This window comes from Streptomyces sp. NPDC016640 (assembly GCF_043076215.1).
GTDB lineage: Bacteria > Actinomycetota > Actinomycetes > Streptomycetales > Streptomycetaceae > Streptomyces.
On sequence record NZ_JBIBRG010000007.1, the window covers coordinates 1 to 16,584 of the forward strand.

Here is a 16,584-nt window from a genome sequence, read left to right on the forward strand (position 1 = left end):
GAGGCGGTCTCCGAGGTGAAACGGTCACCGGTGAGCTGCATCCCGTCACCCGAGTCCCCCGCGAACCTGATGATCACCCGGTCGAGCCGGCGGACCTCGGCCGTGCCGGGTGCCCGACGCACCGATGCTCCCGTGGACACCATGTCGGGGCCTCTTCTCTACTCGCTCGCGGGCAGCTTCGAGAGCCGGATGCTGGCAGCAGCCACTGACCGCGCGCTGACGGCCCGCTGGGCGGACGCGGCCGACCGCCGCTCGAGGCGCGGGGTCAGTGCGACGTCAGCGACGTGTACACCGGCCCGGTTAGCCTGCGCCTGCCGTTCAACAGCCCGGTGAGGCATGGACGCGCGCTCTCCACCCGTCTTTCCTCGCGCCTCGCCCGGGGACGTATCGAGAGGGCTACAGATGCACGAATTCCAGCAACTGGCGATCCGTGCCGGGACGGAGCTGGAAGGGGCACCGGCGCTGGAGATCCTGCGCTGGGCCGTGGACACCTTCGGCTCGCGCCTGTGCGTCACCTCCTCGATGGAGGACGCCGTGGTGGCGCATCTCGCCGCGCGGGTCGCGCCGGGAGTGGACGTCGTCTTCCTCGACACCGGCTACCACTTCCCCGAGACCCTCGGCACCCGGGACGCGGTCGACGCGGTCCTGGACGTCAACCTCGTCACCCTCCGGCCCCGGCAGACGGTGGCCGAGCAGGACGCCGAGCACGGGCCGGAACTGCACCGCCGCGACCCCGACCGGTGCTGCGAGCTGCGCAAGGTCCGGCCACTGGAGGAAGGGCTGGCCCGGTACGACGCCTGGGTCACCGGACTGCGCCGGTTCGACTCGGCGCAGCGTGCCGGGACGCCGGTCGTCGACTGGGACGCCCGGCGGCGGAAAGTGAAGATCTCGCCCATCGCCCGATGGACCCGCGAGGACGTGGACACGTACATCGCCGAACACGGAGTACTGGTCAATCCATTGCTCTCGGACGGCTACGGCTCAGTGGGATGTGCTCCCTGCACCCGGCGGCTGCTCCCGGGCGAGGACGTCCGGGCCGGCCGCTGGACCGGGCGCGCCAAGACGGAATGCGGGCTCCACACATGACGACCGAGACAGACATCCCCGTACGGCACCTGGACGCACTCGAATCCGAGGCGGTGCACATCTTCCGTGAGGTGGCGGGCGAGTTGGAGCGCCCCGTCATCCTGTTCTCCGGCGGCAAGGACTCCATCGTCATGCTGCACCTGGCGCTGAAGGCCTTCGCCCCGGCGCCGCTGCCGTTCTCCCTGCTGCACGTCGACACCGGGCACAACTTCCCCGAGGTCCTCGACTACCGCGACCGGACGGTGGCCCGGCACGGGCTGCGGCTCCATGTGGCCTCCGTGCAGGAGCACATCGACCGCGGGCAGCTCAAGGAGCGTCCCGACGGCACCCGCAACCCGCTGCAGACCGTGCCGCTCGTCGAGGCGATCCGGACCCACCGCTTCGACGCGGTGTTCGGCGGCGGCCGCCGGGACGAGGAGAAGGCCCGGGCCAAGGAACGGGTCTTCAGCCTGCGCGACGAGTTCGGCGGCTGGGACCCGCGCCGGCAGCGGCCGGAACTGTGGCAGCTGTACAACGGCCGGCACGCCCCCGGCGAGCACGTACGGGTGTTCCCGCTGTCCAACTGGACCGAGCTGGACGTGTGGCGGTACATCGCCCGCAGCGGCATCGAGGTCCCCTCCATCTACTACGCGCACGAACGCGACGTCTTCCTGCGCGGCGGCATGTGGCTGACCGCGGGGGAGTGGGGCGGGCCCAAGGACGGCGAGCCGGTGGAGCGGCGGACCGTGCGCTACCGCACCGTCGGCGACATGTCCTGCACGGGCGCGGTGGACTCCCGTGCCGGCGACCCGTACGCGGTGATCGCGGAGATAGCGGCGTCACGGCTCACCGAGCGGGGCGCCACCCGGGCGGACGACCGGATGTCGGAAGCCGCCATGGAGGACCGCAAGCGCGAGGGGTACTTCTGATGACGACGGGCACGGAACACCACGCCACCGCCGAACACCACGCCACCCTGCTGCGGTTCGCCACGGCCGGCTCCGTCGACGACGGGAAGTCGACGCTGGTCGGGCGGATGCTGCACGACTCCAAGTCGCTCCTGGCCGACCAGTTGGAGGCCGTCGAGCGCGCCTCCCGCTCACGCGGTCAGCAGGCCCCGGACCTGGCACTGCTCACCGACGGGCTGCGCGCCGAACGCGAACAGGGCATCACCATCGACGTGGCGTACCGGTACTTCGCCACGGCCCGCCGCAGCTTCATCCTGGCCGACACCCCGGGCCATGTGCAGTACACGCGGAACATGGTCACCGGGGCGTCCACCGCGGAGCTCGTGATCGTGCTGGTCGACGCCCGGCACGGCGTGGTGGAGCAGACGCGCCGGCACGCGGCGGTCGCCGCGCTGCTGGGGGTCCCCCACGTGGTCCTCGCGGTGAACAAGATGGACCTGGTCGGCCACGCCGAGGCCGCGTTCGCGGACATCGCCGACGAGTTCACCGCCTACGCGCGGGAACTCGGCGTGCCCACCGTGACCGCCATCCCGATGTCGGCGCTCAACGGCGACAACGTGGTCGCACCCTCGGCGCGCATGGACTGGTACGGCGGCCCCACCATGCTGGAGCACCTGGAGACCGTCCGGGTGACGGCCGAACCGGCCCACGCCCCGGCCCGCTTCCCGGTGCAGTACGTCATCCGGCCGCAGACCGCCGAGCACCCCGACTACCGGGGCTACGCCGGCCTGATCGCCGCCGGCACCCTGCGGGTCGGCCAGGACGTCGTGGTGCTGCCGTCGGGGCACCGGTCGGTCATCAGCGGCATCGACCTCCTGGGCGAGCGGGTCGAATCGGCCCGCGCGCCGCAGTCGGTGACCGTGCTGCTCGCCGACGACCTGGACGTCTCCCGCGGTGACCTCATCGCCGCCGCGGGCGCCGCGCCGACGGTGACCCGCGACATCGAGGCCACCGTCTGCCACCTCGTCGACCAGCCGCTGGTCCCGGGCCGCAAGGTGCTGCTCAAGCACACCACCAGGACCGTGCAGGCGGTGGTGCGGGAGATAACGAGCCGGGTGACGCTCGACCCGCTCGACCGGCACCCCGAGCCCGGCCGGCTGGTCGTCAACGACATCGGCCGGATCCGCCTGCGCACCGCCGAACCCGTCGCCCTGGACCCCTACGCCGTCTCGCGCCGCACCGGCTCGTTCCTGCTGATCGACCCGGCCGACGGCGCGACCCTGACCGCGGGCATGGCCGGCGGGTCGTTCGCCACGCGCGCCCCAGGAGGACCCGGCGCATGAGCGGTACCGGACGCCTGCGCGCCGCCGTGGCCGGCCTGCTCGCCCTGCTCGTCCTCGCCGGCTGCGGCTACGGATCCGAGCGGATCGACACGGGAACCGGGGTCGCGCCCACGGGCCGGAGACTGTCCGCCGGCGAAGTGCGGGTCGGCTACTTCCCCAACCTCACGCACGCCACCGCGCTGGTCGGCGTGCACGAGGGGATCATCCAGCGGGAACTGGGCGGTACGAAGCTGTCGACCGCCACGTTCAACGCGGGACCCGCCGCGGTCGAGGCACTGACCTCCGGCTCCATCGACCTCGCCTGGATGGGACCGTCACCGGCGGTCAACAGCTTCACCAAGTCGGGCGGGAAGAGCCTGCGCGTCGTCGCCGGGGCCACGTCGCGCGGGGTCAGACTCGTCGTGAACCCCGAGAAGATCAAAACCCCGGCCGACGTCAGGGGCAGGCGCATCGCCAGCCCGCAACTGGGCAACACCCAGGACGTGGCCCTGCTGCACTGGATCTCCCGGCAGGGCTGGCACGTCGATCCCGCCTCCGGGCGCGGCGACGTGTCCGTGGTGCGCACCGACAACCGGCTGGCGCCCTCCGCCTACCGGTCGGGATCCGTCGACGGCGCCTGGGTCCCGGAGCCGACGGCCTCCCTGCTGGTCGCCGAGGGCGCGAAGGTGCTGCTGGACGAGGCGGACCTGTGGCCGGACCGGCAGTTCGTGATCACCCATCTCGTGGTGTCGCAGCGCTTCCTGCGGGAGCACCGGGACGTCGTCGAGGCGGTCGTGCGCGGTTCGGTGCGGACCAACGAGTGGATCAACAGCCGGCCCGGCCCGGCGAAGGACTCCGCCAACGCGGCACTGCGCCGGCTGACCGGCACGGCACTGCCGGACGAGATCATCGACGCGGCCTGGCCGTCCCTCACCTTCACCGACGACCCCCTGGCCGGCACCCTCGGCACCCAGGCCGAACACGCCGTCCGCGCAGGGCTGATGGAACGGCCCGATCTGCACGGCATCTACGACCTCGGCATGCTGAACACGCTGCGCGCGGCAGCGGGCCGGCCGGCCGCCGACGACGCCGGACTCGGCGTGTCATGAGGCGAGGCAGCGCGCTGACCGCCGCACCCGCACCCAGGAGCTGACCCAGTGCACCCGACAACGATCACGGAGCAGGACGCTGCGTCCGGCGCGGCCGCCCCGACACCCAGCACACCGGCCGTCCGTGTGGTCGGCGCCCACAAGACCTTCGTCCGGCCCGGAGGCGTCCAGACGGTCCTGCAGGACATCAGCCTCGACGTCGCCCCGGGCGAGTTCATCTGTCTGCTCGGGGCCTCCGGATGCGGCAAGTCCACCCTGCTCAACCTGGTGGCCGGGCTGGACGAGCCGTCCTCCGGCCGGATCGAGGTGGCCGGGGGCCGGCCCGCCCTGATGTTCCAGGACCACGCGCTGTTCCCGTGGCTGACGGCGGGCAGGAACATCGAACTGGTGCTCAGGCTGCGCGGCGTGCCCAGACCCGAGCGCCGTCCCCGGGCGGAGGAACTGCTCGGCCTGGTACGGCTGCAGGACGCCTACGACAAGCGGATCCACGAACTGTCCGGCGGCATGCGCCAGCGCGTCGCCCTCGCCCGGGCCCTCGCCCAGGACTCGGACGTACTGCTGATGGACGAGCCGTTCGCCGCGCTGGACGCCATCACCCGGGACGTCCTGCACGAGGAGCTCGCCCGGATCTGGCAGAACACGGGCGTCTCGGTCCTGTTCGTCACGCACAACGTGCGCGAGGCGGTGCGGCTGGCGCAGCGCGTCGTCCTGCTGTCCTGCCGGCCCGGCCGCATCGCCCGTGAGTGGAGCGTCGGCATGCCCCAGCCGCGCCGCACCGAGGACCCCGCGGTGGCCGAACTGTCCGCCGAGATCACCGAGCAGCTGCGGAAGGAGATCCGGCGTCATGGGCGGCACTGACACCCGTACGGCCGGGCCGGCGGGTTCCGACGAGGAACTGGCGGGGCTGGAGGCGGGCCTGGACTCCCTGGAGACGGAACCCGCGTCCCGGGTCCCGGTCCACCAGGTGCTGCGGCAGAAGGTGGCACCGCCGCTGCTGGGCGCCGGCGCCGTCCTCGCGGTCTGGCAACTGCTGCACACCGGCGGGCTGGTGTCCGAGGACCGGCTGCCGAGTCCGCGCGCGGTCGGCGACAGCTTCCTCGTACTGTGGCGGCAGGGCACGCTCTTCGAGATCGTCTGGACCAGCCTGGAGCGCGGACTGCTGGGCTTCCTGGCCGCGCTGGCCATCGGGACGCCGCTGGGCCTGATCGTGGCCCGCGTCCCGTTCGTCCGCGCCACCGTGAGCCCCGTCCTGTCCGGGCTGCAGTCCCTGCCCTCCGTGGCCTGGGTGCCCGCCGCGATCATCTGGTTCGGGCTGAGCGACGCGGCGATGTACACGGTGATCCTGCTCGGCGCGGTGCCGTCGATCGCCGTGGGGCTGGTCTCCGGCATCGACCAGGTGCCCCCGCTGTACCTGCGCGCGGGGCGGACGATCGGGGCGACGGGGCTGCGCGGGGCGCGGTACGTCGTGCTGCCCGCCGCACTGCCCGGGTACACGGCCGGCCTCAAACAGGGCTGGGCCTTCTCCTGGCGGTCCCTGATGGCGACGGAGCTGATCGCCTCGTCGCCGGACCTGGGAGTCGGCCTCGGCCGCTATCTGGCGAACTCCCGGGAGGCCATCGACCTGCCCGGCGTGTTCTTCGGGATCCTCCTGATCCTCGCCGTCGGCGTGCTGATCGACCTGCTGGTCTTCAGCCCGCTGGAACGCCGGGTACTGCGCAGCCGCGGCCTCGCGCCGCGCGGCTGACACCGCACCGGCGCCACAGCCCGGAGGCGGCCGCGGGGTCGTTGACACGGCGCGGGAGTGCGGTGCGACGGTGCACCGTGGCCCGTGGCCGCCTCCGGTACCACCACCTCACGGGGCGGCCTCCGGCACCAGCCGGAGGCCGCCCCCCTCTTGCCCGCGGCCCCGCGTGAGCACCCCACCTCACACGCCTGCGCCCCCACGGCCACCGTCGGCTGCCCGAACCGGCCCCGGCGGCCGGGCCGGTGGGTACCGCCCGCGGGCGATCGTGCCCACGTCCCGTGCGGCCGCCGCACGCGCAAGGCGTCGTTCCCCCCGGTTCCCGGGGGTCGGTCCGGGGAGCGTGGGACGACGGTGCCGTGCCGTGCCGGTGCCGAGCGGCGGGGGACCGTGGAGAGAGGACTCGTGGTGGCGCACACATGTGGGCGGGGGCTTCGTGGTGAGGGCACACAGGTGGGCGGGGGCTTCGTGGTGAGGGCACACAGGTGGGCGGGTCTCGTGGTGAGGGCACACAGGTGGACGGGCGGGCCTCGTGGCGATGGCGCGTGGGTGGTGAGCGGGCGGGTCCGTGGGCGGCGTGCGCTCGTGCCGGTGGGCACGCTTGTGGCCGTGGCGCACACGCCGGCGCCCACGGACCGCACCGGTGGTGGTCCGTGGGCGCCGCGGGAGCGGGACGGTGTCAGGTCAGCTGGGACTCGTCGACGCGGGTGACCCACTGGGCGAAGGTCTCCGACTCGTCGGCCCGGCCGGCCCGGTACCTGCGCACCAGCCCTTCCACGAAGTCCGGCAGTTCGGCCGCGAGCACCTTCACGCCGCGCGGCTTGCGGCCGAAGGCCGGGTCGTCCTCCTGGGACAGCGACAGCGCACCGCCCAGATGGACCTGGAAGCCCTCCGCCTGGGCGCCGTCCGGGCCCGTGAGGAGCTGGCCCTTCAGCCCGATGTCCGCGACCTGCGTGCGCGCACACGCGTTCGGGCAGCCGTTGAGGTTGACGGTGATGTCCGCCCGCTGGTCCCCGAGCCGCCGCTCCAGCTCGGCCACCAGTTCGGCGGCACGGGCCTTGGTCTCGACGATCGCGAGCTTGCAGTACTCCAGACCGGTGCACGCCATGGTGGCGCGCCGCCAGGGCGAGGCGTCCACCCGCAGGTCGAGCGCCTCGAGGTCACGTACCAGCGGCTCCGGGTCCGCCACGTCCAGGACCAGGACCTTCTGGTACGGAGTGAGCCGGACGCGGTCCGAGCCGTGCGCCGCGGCGGCGTCCGCGAGCGCGGCCAGACGGGTGCCGGAGACCCGCCCCACCACCGGCGCGGCACCGACGTAGTACCGGCCGTCCCGCTGCTTGTGCACCCCGATGTGGTCGACCGGCGAGGCGGGCAGCACCGGCGCCGGCCCGTCGAGCAGCCGCCGCCCCAGGTACTCCTCCTCCAGCACCTGCCGGAACCGCTCCACCCCCCAGTCGGCGACCAGGAACTTCAGCCGGGCCCGGTTGCGCAGCCGCCGGTAGCCGTAGTCGCGGAAGAGCCCGGCCACTCCCGCCCAGACCTCGGCCACCTCGGACAGCGGCACCCAGGCGCCGGCCCGGTCCGCCAGCCGCGGGTTCGTCGACAGCCCGCCACCGACCCACAGGTCGAACCCCGGCCCGTGGCCGGGGTGTTCGACGCCGAGGAAGGACAGGTCGTGGATCTGGTAGGGCACATCGGGAAGCCAGGACACGGAGGACTTGAACTTGCGGGGCAGATTGGACAGCGAGGGGTCGCCGACGAAGCGCTCGGTGATCTCCCCGATCGCCGGGGTCGCGTCCAGGACCTCGTCGGCGCTCACCCCGGCGACCGGGCTGCCGAGCACGACCCGCGGGCAGTCCCCGCACGCCTCCGTGGTGGACAGCCCCACCGCCTCGAGACGGCGCCAGATCTCGGGCACGTCCTCGATGCGGATCCAGTGGAACTGGATGTTCTGCCGGTCGGTGATGTCGGCGGTGTCACGCGCGAACTCGGTGGACAGCGCGGCGATCTCGCGCAGCTGCCCGACGTCCAGCCCGCCCCCGTCGACCCGCACCCGGAGCATGAAGTACTCGTCGTCGAGCTCCTCCGGGGCGAGGGTCGCGGTGCGCCCGCCGTCGATGCCGGGCCGCCGCTGGGTGTAGAGCCCCCACCAGCGGAACCGGCCCCGCAGATCGTCCGGCGGGATGGAGGCGAAGCCCTCCCGCGCATAGGTCCTCTCGATGCGCTCGCGCACCAGCAGCGGATCCTCGGCCTGCTTGAACCGCTCGTTGGCGTTCAGCGGTTCCCGTTCGCCGAGCGCCCACTGGCCCTCGGCTCGCTTGCGGTCCCGGGTCATCGCTCATCCCTCCCTCATCGGTCCGCTGACCGGCGAGATCATCCCCGACGGCAGCCAGTCGGCCACGGCCGCCGAGTGATGGTGACCGCTCGTGCCCCCGCCGTCCGCGGAGGTCATGGTCCCGGGCACGTAGGCGGTGGACGCGGCGAACAGCCGGGGCCGTGGTTCCGGCTCCTCGCCACGGGCCCGCTGCCACGCCGCGTATCCGCTGCCGGAGGGGTACTCCCCGGGCAGCCGTGCGGCCAGCGCCTCGGCGTAGGCCATGGCCTGCTCGGTGCGCGGTGTGAAACGCAGCGGTATCAGCTGGCCCGCGCTGGGGGTCAGCACCGAACGGGCCAGCAGCCAGGGGGCGAGGTAGACGCCCTGGGCGCGGGTCCTGCCGCTCTCCACGGCGCCGGTCACCGAGGTGGCCTCGGCCCACCCCGCCGTGACCAGCACCGGACGCCCCTTCCCGGGGGCGGCGAGGGCGACGCCCTCCTGACGGGCCGCGGAACGGACGACGGCGGCCGCCGTCCTGCCGCGCGGCGAGCCGTCGGAGACGAGCCCCACGGACCGGTCGCCGCGGCCGGCGATGAACCGGACCGTGGCGCGCAGCGCTTCGGCGTCCCGTGCGGTGAGCCGGTCGGAGGGGCAGGTGGTGAGCGGCCGGTCCGACCCCGCGACCAGCGCGCCCGCCGCCGCGGCGGCGCACTCGGGGCCGTCGGCGGAGTCCAGGGCCCCGACTGCGGCCGGGCGGCCGGAGCCGGTGTCCACCGCCAGTGATTTCCTCTCGCCGCCCGCGGAGACCCACAGCGTGCTGCTGCCCTCCGGCAGGTTCACGGAGACCCAGGTCTGCGCGCTGCCGGGACGCCGCTGTCCCTTCCGGAGAGGGCCGCCGCCGGCGGTTCCGGCACGGGCGTCGTCCGCCCCGATCCCCACCAGGTTGCGGCCGGGGCGTCCCGGCACCACCAGCACCCCCACCTGTTTGCCGCTCAGCCGCAGCGTCCGCAGCACCGGGGTGCCGGGCCGGGACGGCCGCTCGTCCGCCGCGGCCGCCCCGTGCGCGGCGGCGGTGTGCGGCTCGTCCCGCGGCCGCAGGGCCGCGACCAGGACGAGGGAGAGGACCAGGGCGAAGACGGTGCAGGAGGCCACCACGTAGCGGCGCGCCAGCGTCTTCCTGCGGAACAGGACGGCGGCGCACACCAGGCCCACGACGGCGGCGAGCGCGAGCGGCGGCAGGATCCCCCAGGCCGACGACGACTCCTGGACATGGGGCAGGTGCCCGCCGCCCGGGGGAACGGCGGCGGGCACCTGGGTCCGGACGGATCCGGTCATTTCAGCACGCTGTCGCTGACGGTGAACAGGATCCCGTGCGGGCGGGCCGGTCCGGTCTCGCCGTGCGGCCACGACGTCCGGTCGAAGTCCACGCAGGGCCGGCCCGTGTTCTCGTCCCGGAACCTCATGTCCTGGCGCAGCCTGCCCGACCCGCTGAGGTCGTACATGCACACCTCGTGGTTGCCGTCACCGCTGAACGACCCGGCGATGAAGTAGTTCGAGGTGGCGATCCGGCCGATGCGCTCCGTCTCCTTGTAGAGACCGCCGCGCACCTGCTTGAAGTTGTCCATGGCGCCCCAGTGCGGGCCGCCGTCGGTGGTGTCGCGGATCGGCATCGCGGAGGTGACCGCCGGGCAGTCGCGTTCCTTGCCGCCGCGGTAGGCCTCGTCGATGGAGTCGATGTCGCACTTGGGGTCGTCGCCCGCGGCGAGCAGCTTGCGGATGTCCAGCACATAGACCATGCCGGTGGTCTTGTCGAGCGGCGCGCCGTACGGCGTCGACTGGCCCATCACCGTGTGGAACAGGTAACGGTCGTCGGGGCTGACCATCAGCCAGCTGCCCGCGTCACCGGCGCCCGTGACGTCCCGGTCGGCACCGGCCTTGCGGTAGGCCGTGGTGTCGTCGAAGACCTCACGCCACTTGGGGTCGGGCACCGTCACGTCGGGCGCGTAGAAGATCGCGCCACCGAGCATGGACGAGGCGAACGCGCCCTTGTGGTGCTTCTTGTGGGGCAGCGCGGGCTCCATGACGACCCGGGACTCGTGCCACATCTTGTGCTTCTCACGCGCGGCGCGCGGTCCGTCGGGCATCTTGCTGACGGAGAGCAGCTCGGGGTCGTTGCGGTCGGTGATGTCCCAGACGCGGACCGTCTGGCGGGCGAGACTCGCCTGGTCGGGCAGCTTGGGGCTCAGGAAGTGGCGCGCCTCGACGAAGTCGCTCGCCACCATGATGTTGCGCTCTTCGCTGACCATGATGCCGTGCGGGTTGGCGCAGGTGGCCTTCTCCAGCTTCGGCACGTTGCCGCACTGCTCGGGGTCCTCGCCCTCGGCGAGCGCCGCCGGGATCTCGGCGAGGGTCCGGCCGTTCTCGTCCATCCGCACGATCTCGCCCGGCGATCCGGCCGCGCCGTTGCCCTCACGGACCTCGCCGTTGGTGTACGTGCAGGGGCCGGGCACATCCGGTCCGCCGAGGTAGGTGGCGTACGCGGTCCCGTCGCGCAGCACCTGGAAGGCGTCGGGCGCGGTGCCGCACGGCGTGTCGACCGTCGAGTTGACGCCCACCAGCTTCAGGGCCGGCAGCGCCTTGGTGTCGAAGACGTAGACGGTGTCCGCGAGCAGGCCGCCCGCGTAGAGCCGGTCGCCCTTGTGCCACACGTACTGCATGTGGTGCGGCTCGTTGGACAGACCCGGGCCCATGGTCACGGTGTTGACGACCTCGCCGTACGTCCGCGAGTTGCGCGTGGCGTCGACCACGGCGAGGAAGTCCGGCTTGGTCGGGTCCGCCGAACCGGCCCAGGTGAGCATCCACTCGCGTCCGCGTCCGTCGGCGGCGGGCAGCATGTGGTTGGTGGCCGTGTAGGTGATGCCGTCGTTGGCGGTGAACTTCGACGCCGTCCGCTCGGGCTCGGGTGAAGCGGATGCGTTGCCGGAACCCGTCAGCAGAGCAGCTGTCAGGCCGGCCGCGGTGAGACAGACGGCCAGGCGCATTGGTCTGCCTGACTGTCCGGGGCTGAATCGTCGCACGTCGCGCTCGCTCCTCTCGCGGAGCTGTGGTGGTGTCCGAACTTGCGCCGGTACCTTCCCAGAGCCCGCTGACGCGCCCCTGACGCTGTGATGGGGTGCGACTTCCGGCCGGTCGTCAGGAGTTGAGGAGCCAGCCCGCGTCGCGCGCGACGCGGATGGCGTCGAGACGGTTACGCGCGTCAAGTTTGGCGACGATGGTGGTCATGTAGTTGCGCACGGTGCCGGGGGAGAGGTGCAGGTGTTCGGCGATCTCGGCCGTCTCGGCCCCCGCGGCCGCGAGCCGGAGCACGTCGGCCTCGCGCGCGGTGAGCGGGCTGGCCTGGCCCTCCCACGCGGCCAGGGCCAGTTCCGGTGCGATGACGCGCTCGCCGGCCATGATCTGCCGTACGGCCTTGACAAGATGTTCCACCGGTGCGTTCTTGACGAGGTAGCCGTCGACCCGGACGTCCTGCGCGCGGCGCAGGATATTGGGCGCGTCCAGGACCGTCAGCACCAGGATGCGGGAGTCGGGCAGCTGGTCGCGCAGCCGCTCGGCGGCGGTGAGTCCGTCGAGGCCGGGCATGTTGACGTCCACGATCACGAGGTCGGGGCAGGTCCCCTTGGCCGCGTCGAGGACGTCCTCGCCGGAGCCGACTTCGGCCACCACCTTTATGTCGTCCTCGAGTTCGAGCAGTGCGGCCAGCGCCTCCCGCACCATTTGCACATCTTCCGCCAAGAGAACACGTATCACACACATCCCCCCCGCAGACTGTCCAGGCCTTGGCCAGAATCATAGACATGCGAGGCGTGAACGTGTCGGGGAAAGTCGTGTCCGGTATTGCAACGACCTGCGACCGGTATTTCGACGGACCGTGTGCGGTACTTCGACGGATCGTGTCCGGTGTTTCGACGGACCGTGTCCGGTACGTGGACGGACCGTGTCCGGTCCGTCGGCGGGGGCCGTGTCCGGTCCCCCGGTGAACGGGCGCCGCTACGCCACGTTGGCCATGCCGGGTGCCGTGGTGTGCAGGTGTGTGTCACCGGGCGGGACGGAGACGGCCGCGGTGGGCACCACGGCCACCAGCCTGAACGTCCCGTTCGGGGACAGCCGGCTGTCGAGGGTGCCGCCGAGGTCGGTCACGCGCCGGGTGAGGTTGCCCAGTCCGCTGCCGGTGCCCCGGGACGTCCGGCGGCCCGCGCGGCCGGCGCCGTCGTTGTGGACCTCCAGGCGTACGGTGCCGGGGCCGCCGGTCAGGACAACGGCGCAGCGCGAGGCGTCGCTGTGGCGCAGCAGGTTGGTGACCGACTCCCGCAGGACCGCGGCGAGCGCGGTGCCGGCCTCGCCGGGGGAGGGCAGCGCGGTCACCCGCACGGTGACCTTGATGCCCATGGCGTTCAGCAGCGAGGCGGCCGCTCGTACCTCGCTGAACAGCGGTAACTCGCGGTAGCCATGCACCGCCATCCGTATCTCGGCCATCGACTGCCGTGCGGCGCACAGCAGTTGGTCGGTCTGCGCGGCGGCCAGGTCCGGACGGGACTGGAAGGTGCGGTGCAGCAGTTCGGCGCGCAGGGCCAGCGCCGAGACGGTGTGGCCGAGCAGGTCGTGCAGGTCGCGGGCGAAGCGGGACTGCTCGTTCAGTACGGCGGCGCGGGCGAAGTCCTGACGGTACTGCTTGAGCTGACGCACCGTCAGCATGGTGCTGGACAGGGTGAAGGCCATCAGTCCCGTGACCATGAGGCCGAGGCACATGTGGACGAGGTGCATGAGGGAGCCGTCCGCGCGGGTCGCGGCGACGGGGCCGGTGAGCACCACGAAGGCGAAGAGCGGCCAGGCGAACCGGGCCGGCAGCACCAGGGGCAGGGACCCCGCCAGATAGCCGGCCAGGACGCAGAACTCCACGTCGATCACCACCACGGACACGATGACGATCAGGCACTGGGCGGCGAGCGCGACGGCGGCCTTCCCGGCCGGACCGCCGTCGCGCCCGGGGCTCTGGGTGACGAAGACGCCCACCTGGAGGACGACCAGCAGCCCGGCCAGGAGCGGAACCACGACCACTTCCATGGCGGGGTGGGTCTGGTCCCTCAGTGCGCTCTGGAGGAGGATCGACACGGTGAGCGCGGCGGTGATCAGCAGCCCCAGCAGCCGGCTGACGCCCGGCTGGCAGAGTCCGTTGGCGCGACATGATGACAGCAGCTGCATCAAGATCCCCTGAGCCCTGATTCGAAGGTCGTCCTTGGCGATTCGAGTGGATTGCGTCATTCGGTCGCCGCTCCCGGGGGAACGGCGACCGGCCCTACGGGGTCGCCGAACTGGGTGTGCGGTCGGGTTCCCGGTGCCGGGCCGCGCCGGCCGGCACGTCCCGCCCGGGCCGCGGGATCGCGAGCGCGCACAGGGCGCCCACGAGGACCACGGCGACGCCGATCCAGATGCCCGGACGCATGCCGTCGACGAACCCCTGAGCGGTACGGTCGTCGCCGTAGTGCATGAAGACGCTGCTCAGAATGGCGGTGCCGAGGGCACCCCCGATCTCGCGGACGGTGTTGTTGGCGCCGGACGCCTTGCCCCGGTGCTGCGGCCCGACCGAGCCCAGTACCACCGCCGCGGTCGGTGCGAAGACGAGGCCCATGCCGATACCCGCGATGACCATGGCGCCGACCATACGCGAGTACGGGGTGTCCGAGGTGGCCACCAGATTGATCCAGGCCAGTCCGATCGCCTGGAGGAAGAGGCCGAGGGCCATCAGCCGTCCGCCGCCCACCTTGCCGGTGAGGGCGCCGGCGACCGGCGCGACGAACATGGGCATCAGGGTCCAGGCCAGGGTGAGGACACCGGCCTCCAGCGGGGTGCGGACCGGCGCGATCTGGAAGAACTGCGCCAGCAGGAAGATGGATCCGAAGACGCCGAAGTACATGGTCGCGGAGACCAGGTTGGAGAAGACGAAGGCGCGTTCGCGGTAGAAGGACAGCGGCAGCAGCGGCTGCGGGGCGCGCCGCTCCCACATCACGAACAGGGCCAGCAGGACGGCGCCGCCGGCGAACGCCGACAGGATGACGCCCGAGCTCCAGCCCTCCTCCTCGCCGTTCACGATCGCCCAGACCACCGCGAGGAGTCCGGCGGTCGCGAGCAGCATGCCGGGCAGGTCGAGCCGGGTGCCGGCCAGCGAGCTCTCGCGCAGCACGGCGAGCGCCAGCGGGATGGCCACCGCGCACACCGGGACGTTGATCCAGAAGATCCACTGCCAGTCGAGGCCGTCGACCACCGCGCCGCCCACCACGGGCCCCAGCGCCACGGCCAGACCGCTGATCGCGGACCACAGCCCGAGGGCCAGATTGCGCTTCTTCTCCGGCACCTCCTCCGCCAGCAGCGTCAGCGACAGCGGCATCACGGCGGCGGCGCCGAGCCCCTGCAGCGCCCGCATGAGGATGAGCTGGCCGCTGCTGTCGGCGAGGCCGCAGCCGACCGAGGCCAGGGTGAACAGCACGATGCCCGCGACGAAGACCCGCAGCCGGCCGAAACGGTCACCCAGCGCGGCCCCGGTCAGCAGCAGGCAGGCGAAGCTGAGGACGTAGGCGTTGACGAACCACTGCAGTTGCGTGGTGGAGGCGTCGAGGTCGACGGCCATGGTCCGCAGGGCCGTCGACACCACGAGGTTGTCGAGGGCGACCATGAACATCGGCAGGCTGCACGCGACGATGACCAGCCATAAGGGCGTCCGGCGCGCTCCGGTGCCCGGGGCGGGGAGTCCGGGGAGGACTCCGCCCTCCCCGGATTTGATCGTGCTCATGACAAAACCTCCAGTGTGCGGACCCGCGTGGGTGCGGAAGGGGGCGGGGCGGGGTGGGAAGGGCGGGGGAGGCCGGCGGTGCGGGGGCCGGGCTCAGGCGGCGCGGTCGCCGGGGGCGGCGTCCTCGCGCGCCTTGGCGTCCAGGCGCCGCTTGGCCTCGTCCCAGGTGATCGGCAGGTCGGCGGAGTCCGCCTCCCAGTAGACGAAGGTCGACCGCCGGCAGGCCGGCCGCATCGCCCTCATCGCCTCGCCGTGCGGGTCGGCCTTCGCGTACGCGTACAGCGCGCCGCGGTCCTCCCAGGCCGACAGGGTGTAGAAGACCCGCCCGAAGGGCTGCGCGATGAGCGAGGCCCCGTGGACGCCCCGCGCGGTCTTCACCTGGCTCCAGGAGCGCAGGGACTTGATCAGGAACTGCGGGACGTCCTTGAGCGACTTCAGCTCGAAACGCGACGCCATGACGAAGACCCGCGTGTGCGGGGGTGCGGGGTTGGGGGTGATCCAGCCGAGAGTCGGCATTGCGACGCCCACCTTCCTGGAGACGACCGGCTTAGCTCATAATGGATAGTAGCGCGATCCGTTATCCGTTATCCAGTAGGTAAGTGGAGCTCGATGAAGATCTCGGAACTCAGCCGTCGCAGCGGGGTGTCCATCCCCACGATCAAGTACTACCTCCGGGACGGCCTGCTCCCCCAGGGGCAGGCCACGGCCGCCAACCAGGCGGACTACGGCGAGGAGCACCTGCGCCGCCTCCGGCTGATCCGCACGCTGCTCGGCGTGCGGCGCCTGTCGGTGAGCGCGGTCAAGGAGATCCTCGGCGCCATCACGGAGGAGGGCGACCTGCACCAGATCTTCGGCATCGTGACCGACGCCCGGCCGGCCACCCGGCTGCAGAAGCAGGCACGGGAGGAGCAGACGTCCGAGGAGGAGTCGGCGGGCGTGACCGCCGCCCGCCGGCTGATCACCGAGATGGGCTGGGAGGTGTCCCCCGGCACCGCCGCCATCCAGACCCTCGGCGACGTCCTGGACGCCCTGGAGGACGTGGACTCGGGCATCGGCTGGCAGTCCCTGCTGCCCTACGCGCGGCTGACGGACCGCATGTCGGAACTCGACGTCAAACAGATGAACGGCGCGTCCGGCCTGCTGGAGCTGGCCGAACGCGCCGTTCTGGTCTCGGTCCTGCTGGAACCGGCCCTGCTCGCCCTCCGCCGCCTCGCCCAGGAGGACAAGTCGGCCCGCCTGTTCAGCGGCAGCCCCGACGGGGGCGGGGAGGGGTGAGGGGGC

At 72.4% G+C, this 16,584-nt stretch carries 14 protein-coding genes; 7 read left to right on the forward strand and 7 right to left on the reverse strand.

What is annotated here, in order from left to right; translation table 11 throughout:
* The first annotated feature begins 402 nt into the window (after positions 1 to 402).
* The 6 genes from ACF07S_RS15960 to ACF07S_RS15985 are packed head-to-tail and all read left to right on the forward strand — an operon-like array spanning position 403 to position 6,148.
* Positions 403 to 1,086 carry a phosphoadenylyl-sulfate reductase gene (locus ACF07S_RS15960; RefSeq protein WP_391964697.1) on the forward strand — a complete coding sequence of 228 codons (684 nt, stop codon included), beginning with the start codon at positions 403 to 405 and terminating at the stop codon, positions 1,084 to 1,086.
* The gene (gene cysD / locus ACF07S_RS15965) at positions 1,083 to 1,994 is read left to right on the forward strand and encodes a sulfate adenylyltransferase subunit CysD (RefSeq protein ID WP_391964698.1); all 912 of its coding nucleotides are present in this window, start codon (positions 1,083 to 1,085) and stop codon (positions 1,992 to 1,994) included. Before ACF07S_RS15960 ends, cysD begins: the two co-directional genes overlap by 4 nt.
* Positions 1,994 to 3,316 carry a sulfate adenylyltransferase subunit 1 gene (locus ACF07S_RS15970; protein WP_391964699.1) on the forward strand — a complete coding sequence of 441 codons (1,323 nt, stop codon included), beginning with the start codon at positions 1,994 to 1,996 and terminating at the stop codon, positions 3,314 to 3,316. The genes cysD and ACF07S_RS15970 overlap by 1 nt, the downstream gene beginning before the upstream one ends.
* Positions 3,313 to 4,404, forward strand: a complete 1,092-nt coding sequence (locus ACF07S_RS15975; RefSeq protein ID WP_391964700.1) for an ABC transporter substrate-binding protein — start codon at positions 3,313 to 3,315, stop codon at positions 4,402 to 4,404. Before ACF07S_RS15970 ends, ACF07S_RS15975 begins: the two co-directional genes overlap by 4 nt.
* Before the next feature lie 48 nt (positions 4,405 to 4,452).
* Positions 4,453 to 5,262: an ABC transporter ATP-binding protein gene (locus ACF07S_RS15980; RefSeq protein WP_391964701.1), complete on the forward strand. Its 810-nt coding sequence runs from the start codon at positions 4,453 to 4,455 to the stop codon at positions 5,260 to 5,262.
* Positions 5,249 to 6,148 (forward strand): ABC transporter permease, encoded by a 900-nt coding sequence (locus tag ACF07S_RS15985; protein WP_391964702.1) that lies wholly within the window; start codon positions 5,249 to 5,251, stop codon positions 6,146 to 6,148. Before ACF07S_RS15980 ends, ACF07S_RS15985 begins: the two co-directional genes overlap by 14 nt.
* Positions 6,149 to 6,824: 676 nt before the next feature.
* Here ACF07S_RS15985 and ACF07S_RS15990 read toward each other — a convergent pair.
* The 7 genes from ACF07S_RS15990 to ACF07S_RS16020 form a co-directional block, all read right to left on the reverse strand.
* Positions 6,825 to 8,480: a nitrite/sulfite reductase gene (locus ACF07S_RS15990; RefSeq protein WP_391964703.1), complete on the reverse strand. Its 1,656-nt coding sequence runs from the start codon at positions 8,478 to 8,480 to the stop codon at positions 6,825 to 6,827.
* Positions 8,481 to 8,483: 3 nt separating this feature from the next.
* On the reverse strand, positions 8,484 to 9,794 hold the full coding sequence (locus ACF07S_RS15995) for a hypothetical protein (protein ID WP_391974399.1): 1,311 nt from the start codon (positions 9,792 to 9,794) through the stop codon (positions 8,484 to 8,486).
* Positions 9,791 to 11,500 (reverse strand): hypothetical protein, encoded by a 1,710-nt coding sequence (locus ACF07S_RS16000; RefSeq protein WP_391964705.1) that lies wholly within the window; start codon positions 11,498 to 11,500, stop codon positions 9,791 to 9,793. The genes ACF07S_RS15995 and ACF07S_RS16000 overlap by 4 nt, the downstream gene beginning before the upstream one ends.
* Before the next feature lie 151 nt (positions 11,501 to 11,651).
* Positions 11,652 to 12,233: a response regulator gene (locus tag ACF07S_RS16005; protein WP_391964706.1), complete on the reverse strand. Its 582-nt coding sequence runs from the start codon at positions 12,231 to 12,233 to the stop codon at positions 11,652 to 11,654.
* Positions 12,234 to 12,506: 273 nt separating this feature from the next.
* Complete coding sequence (locus ACF07S_RS16010) at positions 12,507 to 13,778, reverse strand: sensor histidine kinase (protein WP_391974400.1); 1,272 nt, start codon at positions 13,776 to 13,778, stop codon at positions 12,507 to 12,509.
* A gap of 34 nt (positions 13,779 to 13,812) precedes the next feature.
* A complete protein-coding gene (locus ACF07S_RS16015) occupies positions 13,813 to 15,303 on the reverse strand; it encodes an MFS transporter (protein ID WP_391964708.1) in 1,491 nt (496 codons plus the stop codon).
* 93 nt (positions 15,304 to 15,396) lie between these two features.
* Positions 15,397 to 15,819 (reverse strand): DUF3291 domain-containing protein, encoded by a 423-nt coding sequence (locus ACF07S_RS16020; protein ID WP_391964709.1) that lies wholly within the window; start codon positions 15,817 to 15,819, stop codon positions 15,397 to 15,399.
* A gap of 93 nt (positions 15,820 to 15,912) precedes the next feature.
* Here ACF07S_RS16020 and ACF07S_RS16025 point away from each other — a divergent pair, with 93 nt between their 5' ends.
* Positions 15,913 to 16,578, forward strand: coding sequence for a MerR family transcriptional regulator (locus ACF07S_RS16025; RefSeq protein ID WP_391964710.1), 666 nt, complete (start codon positions 15,913 to 15,915; stop codon positions 16,576 to 16,578).
* The last annotated feature ends 6 nt before the right edge of the window (positions 16,579 to 16,584 follow it).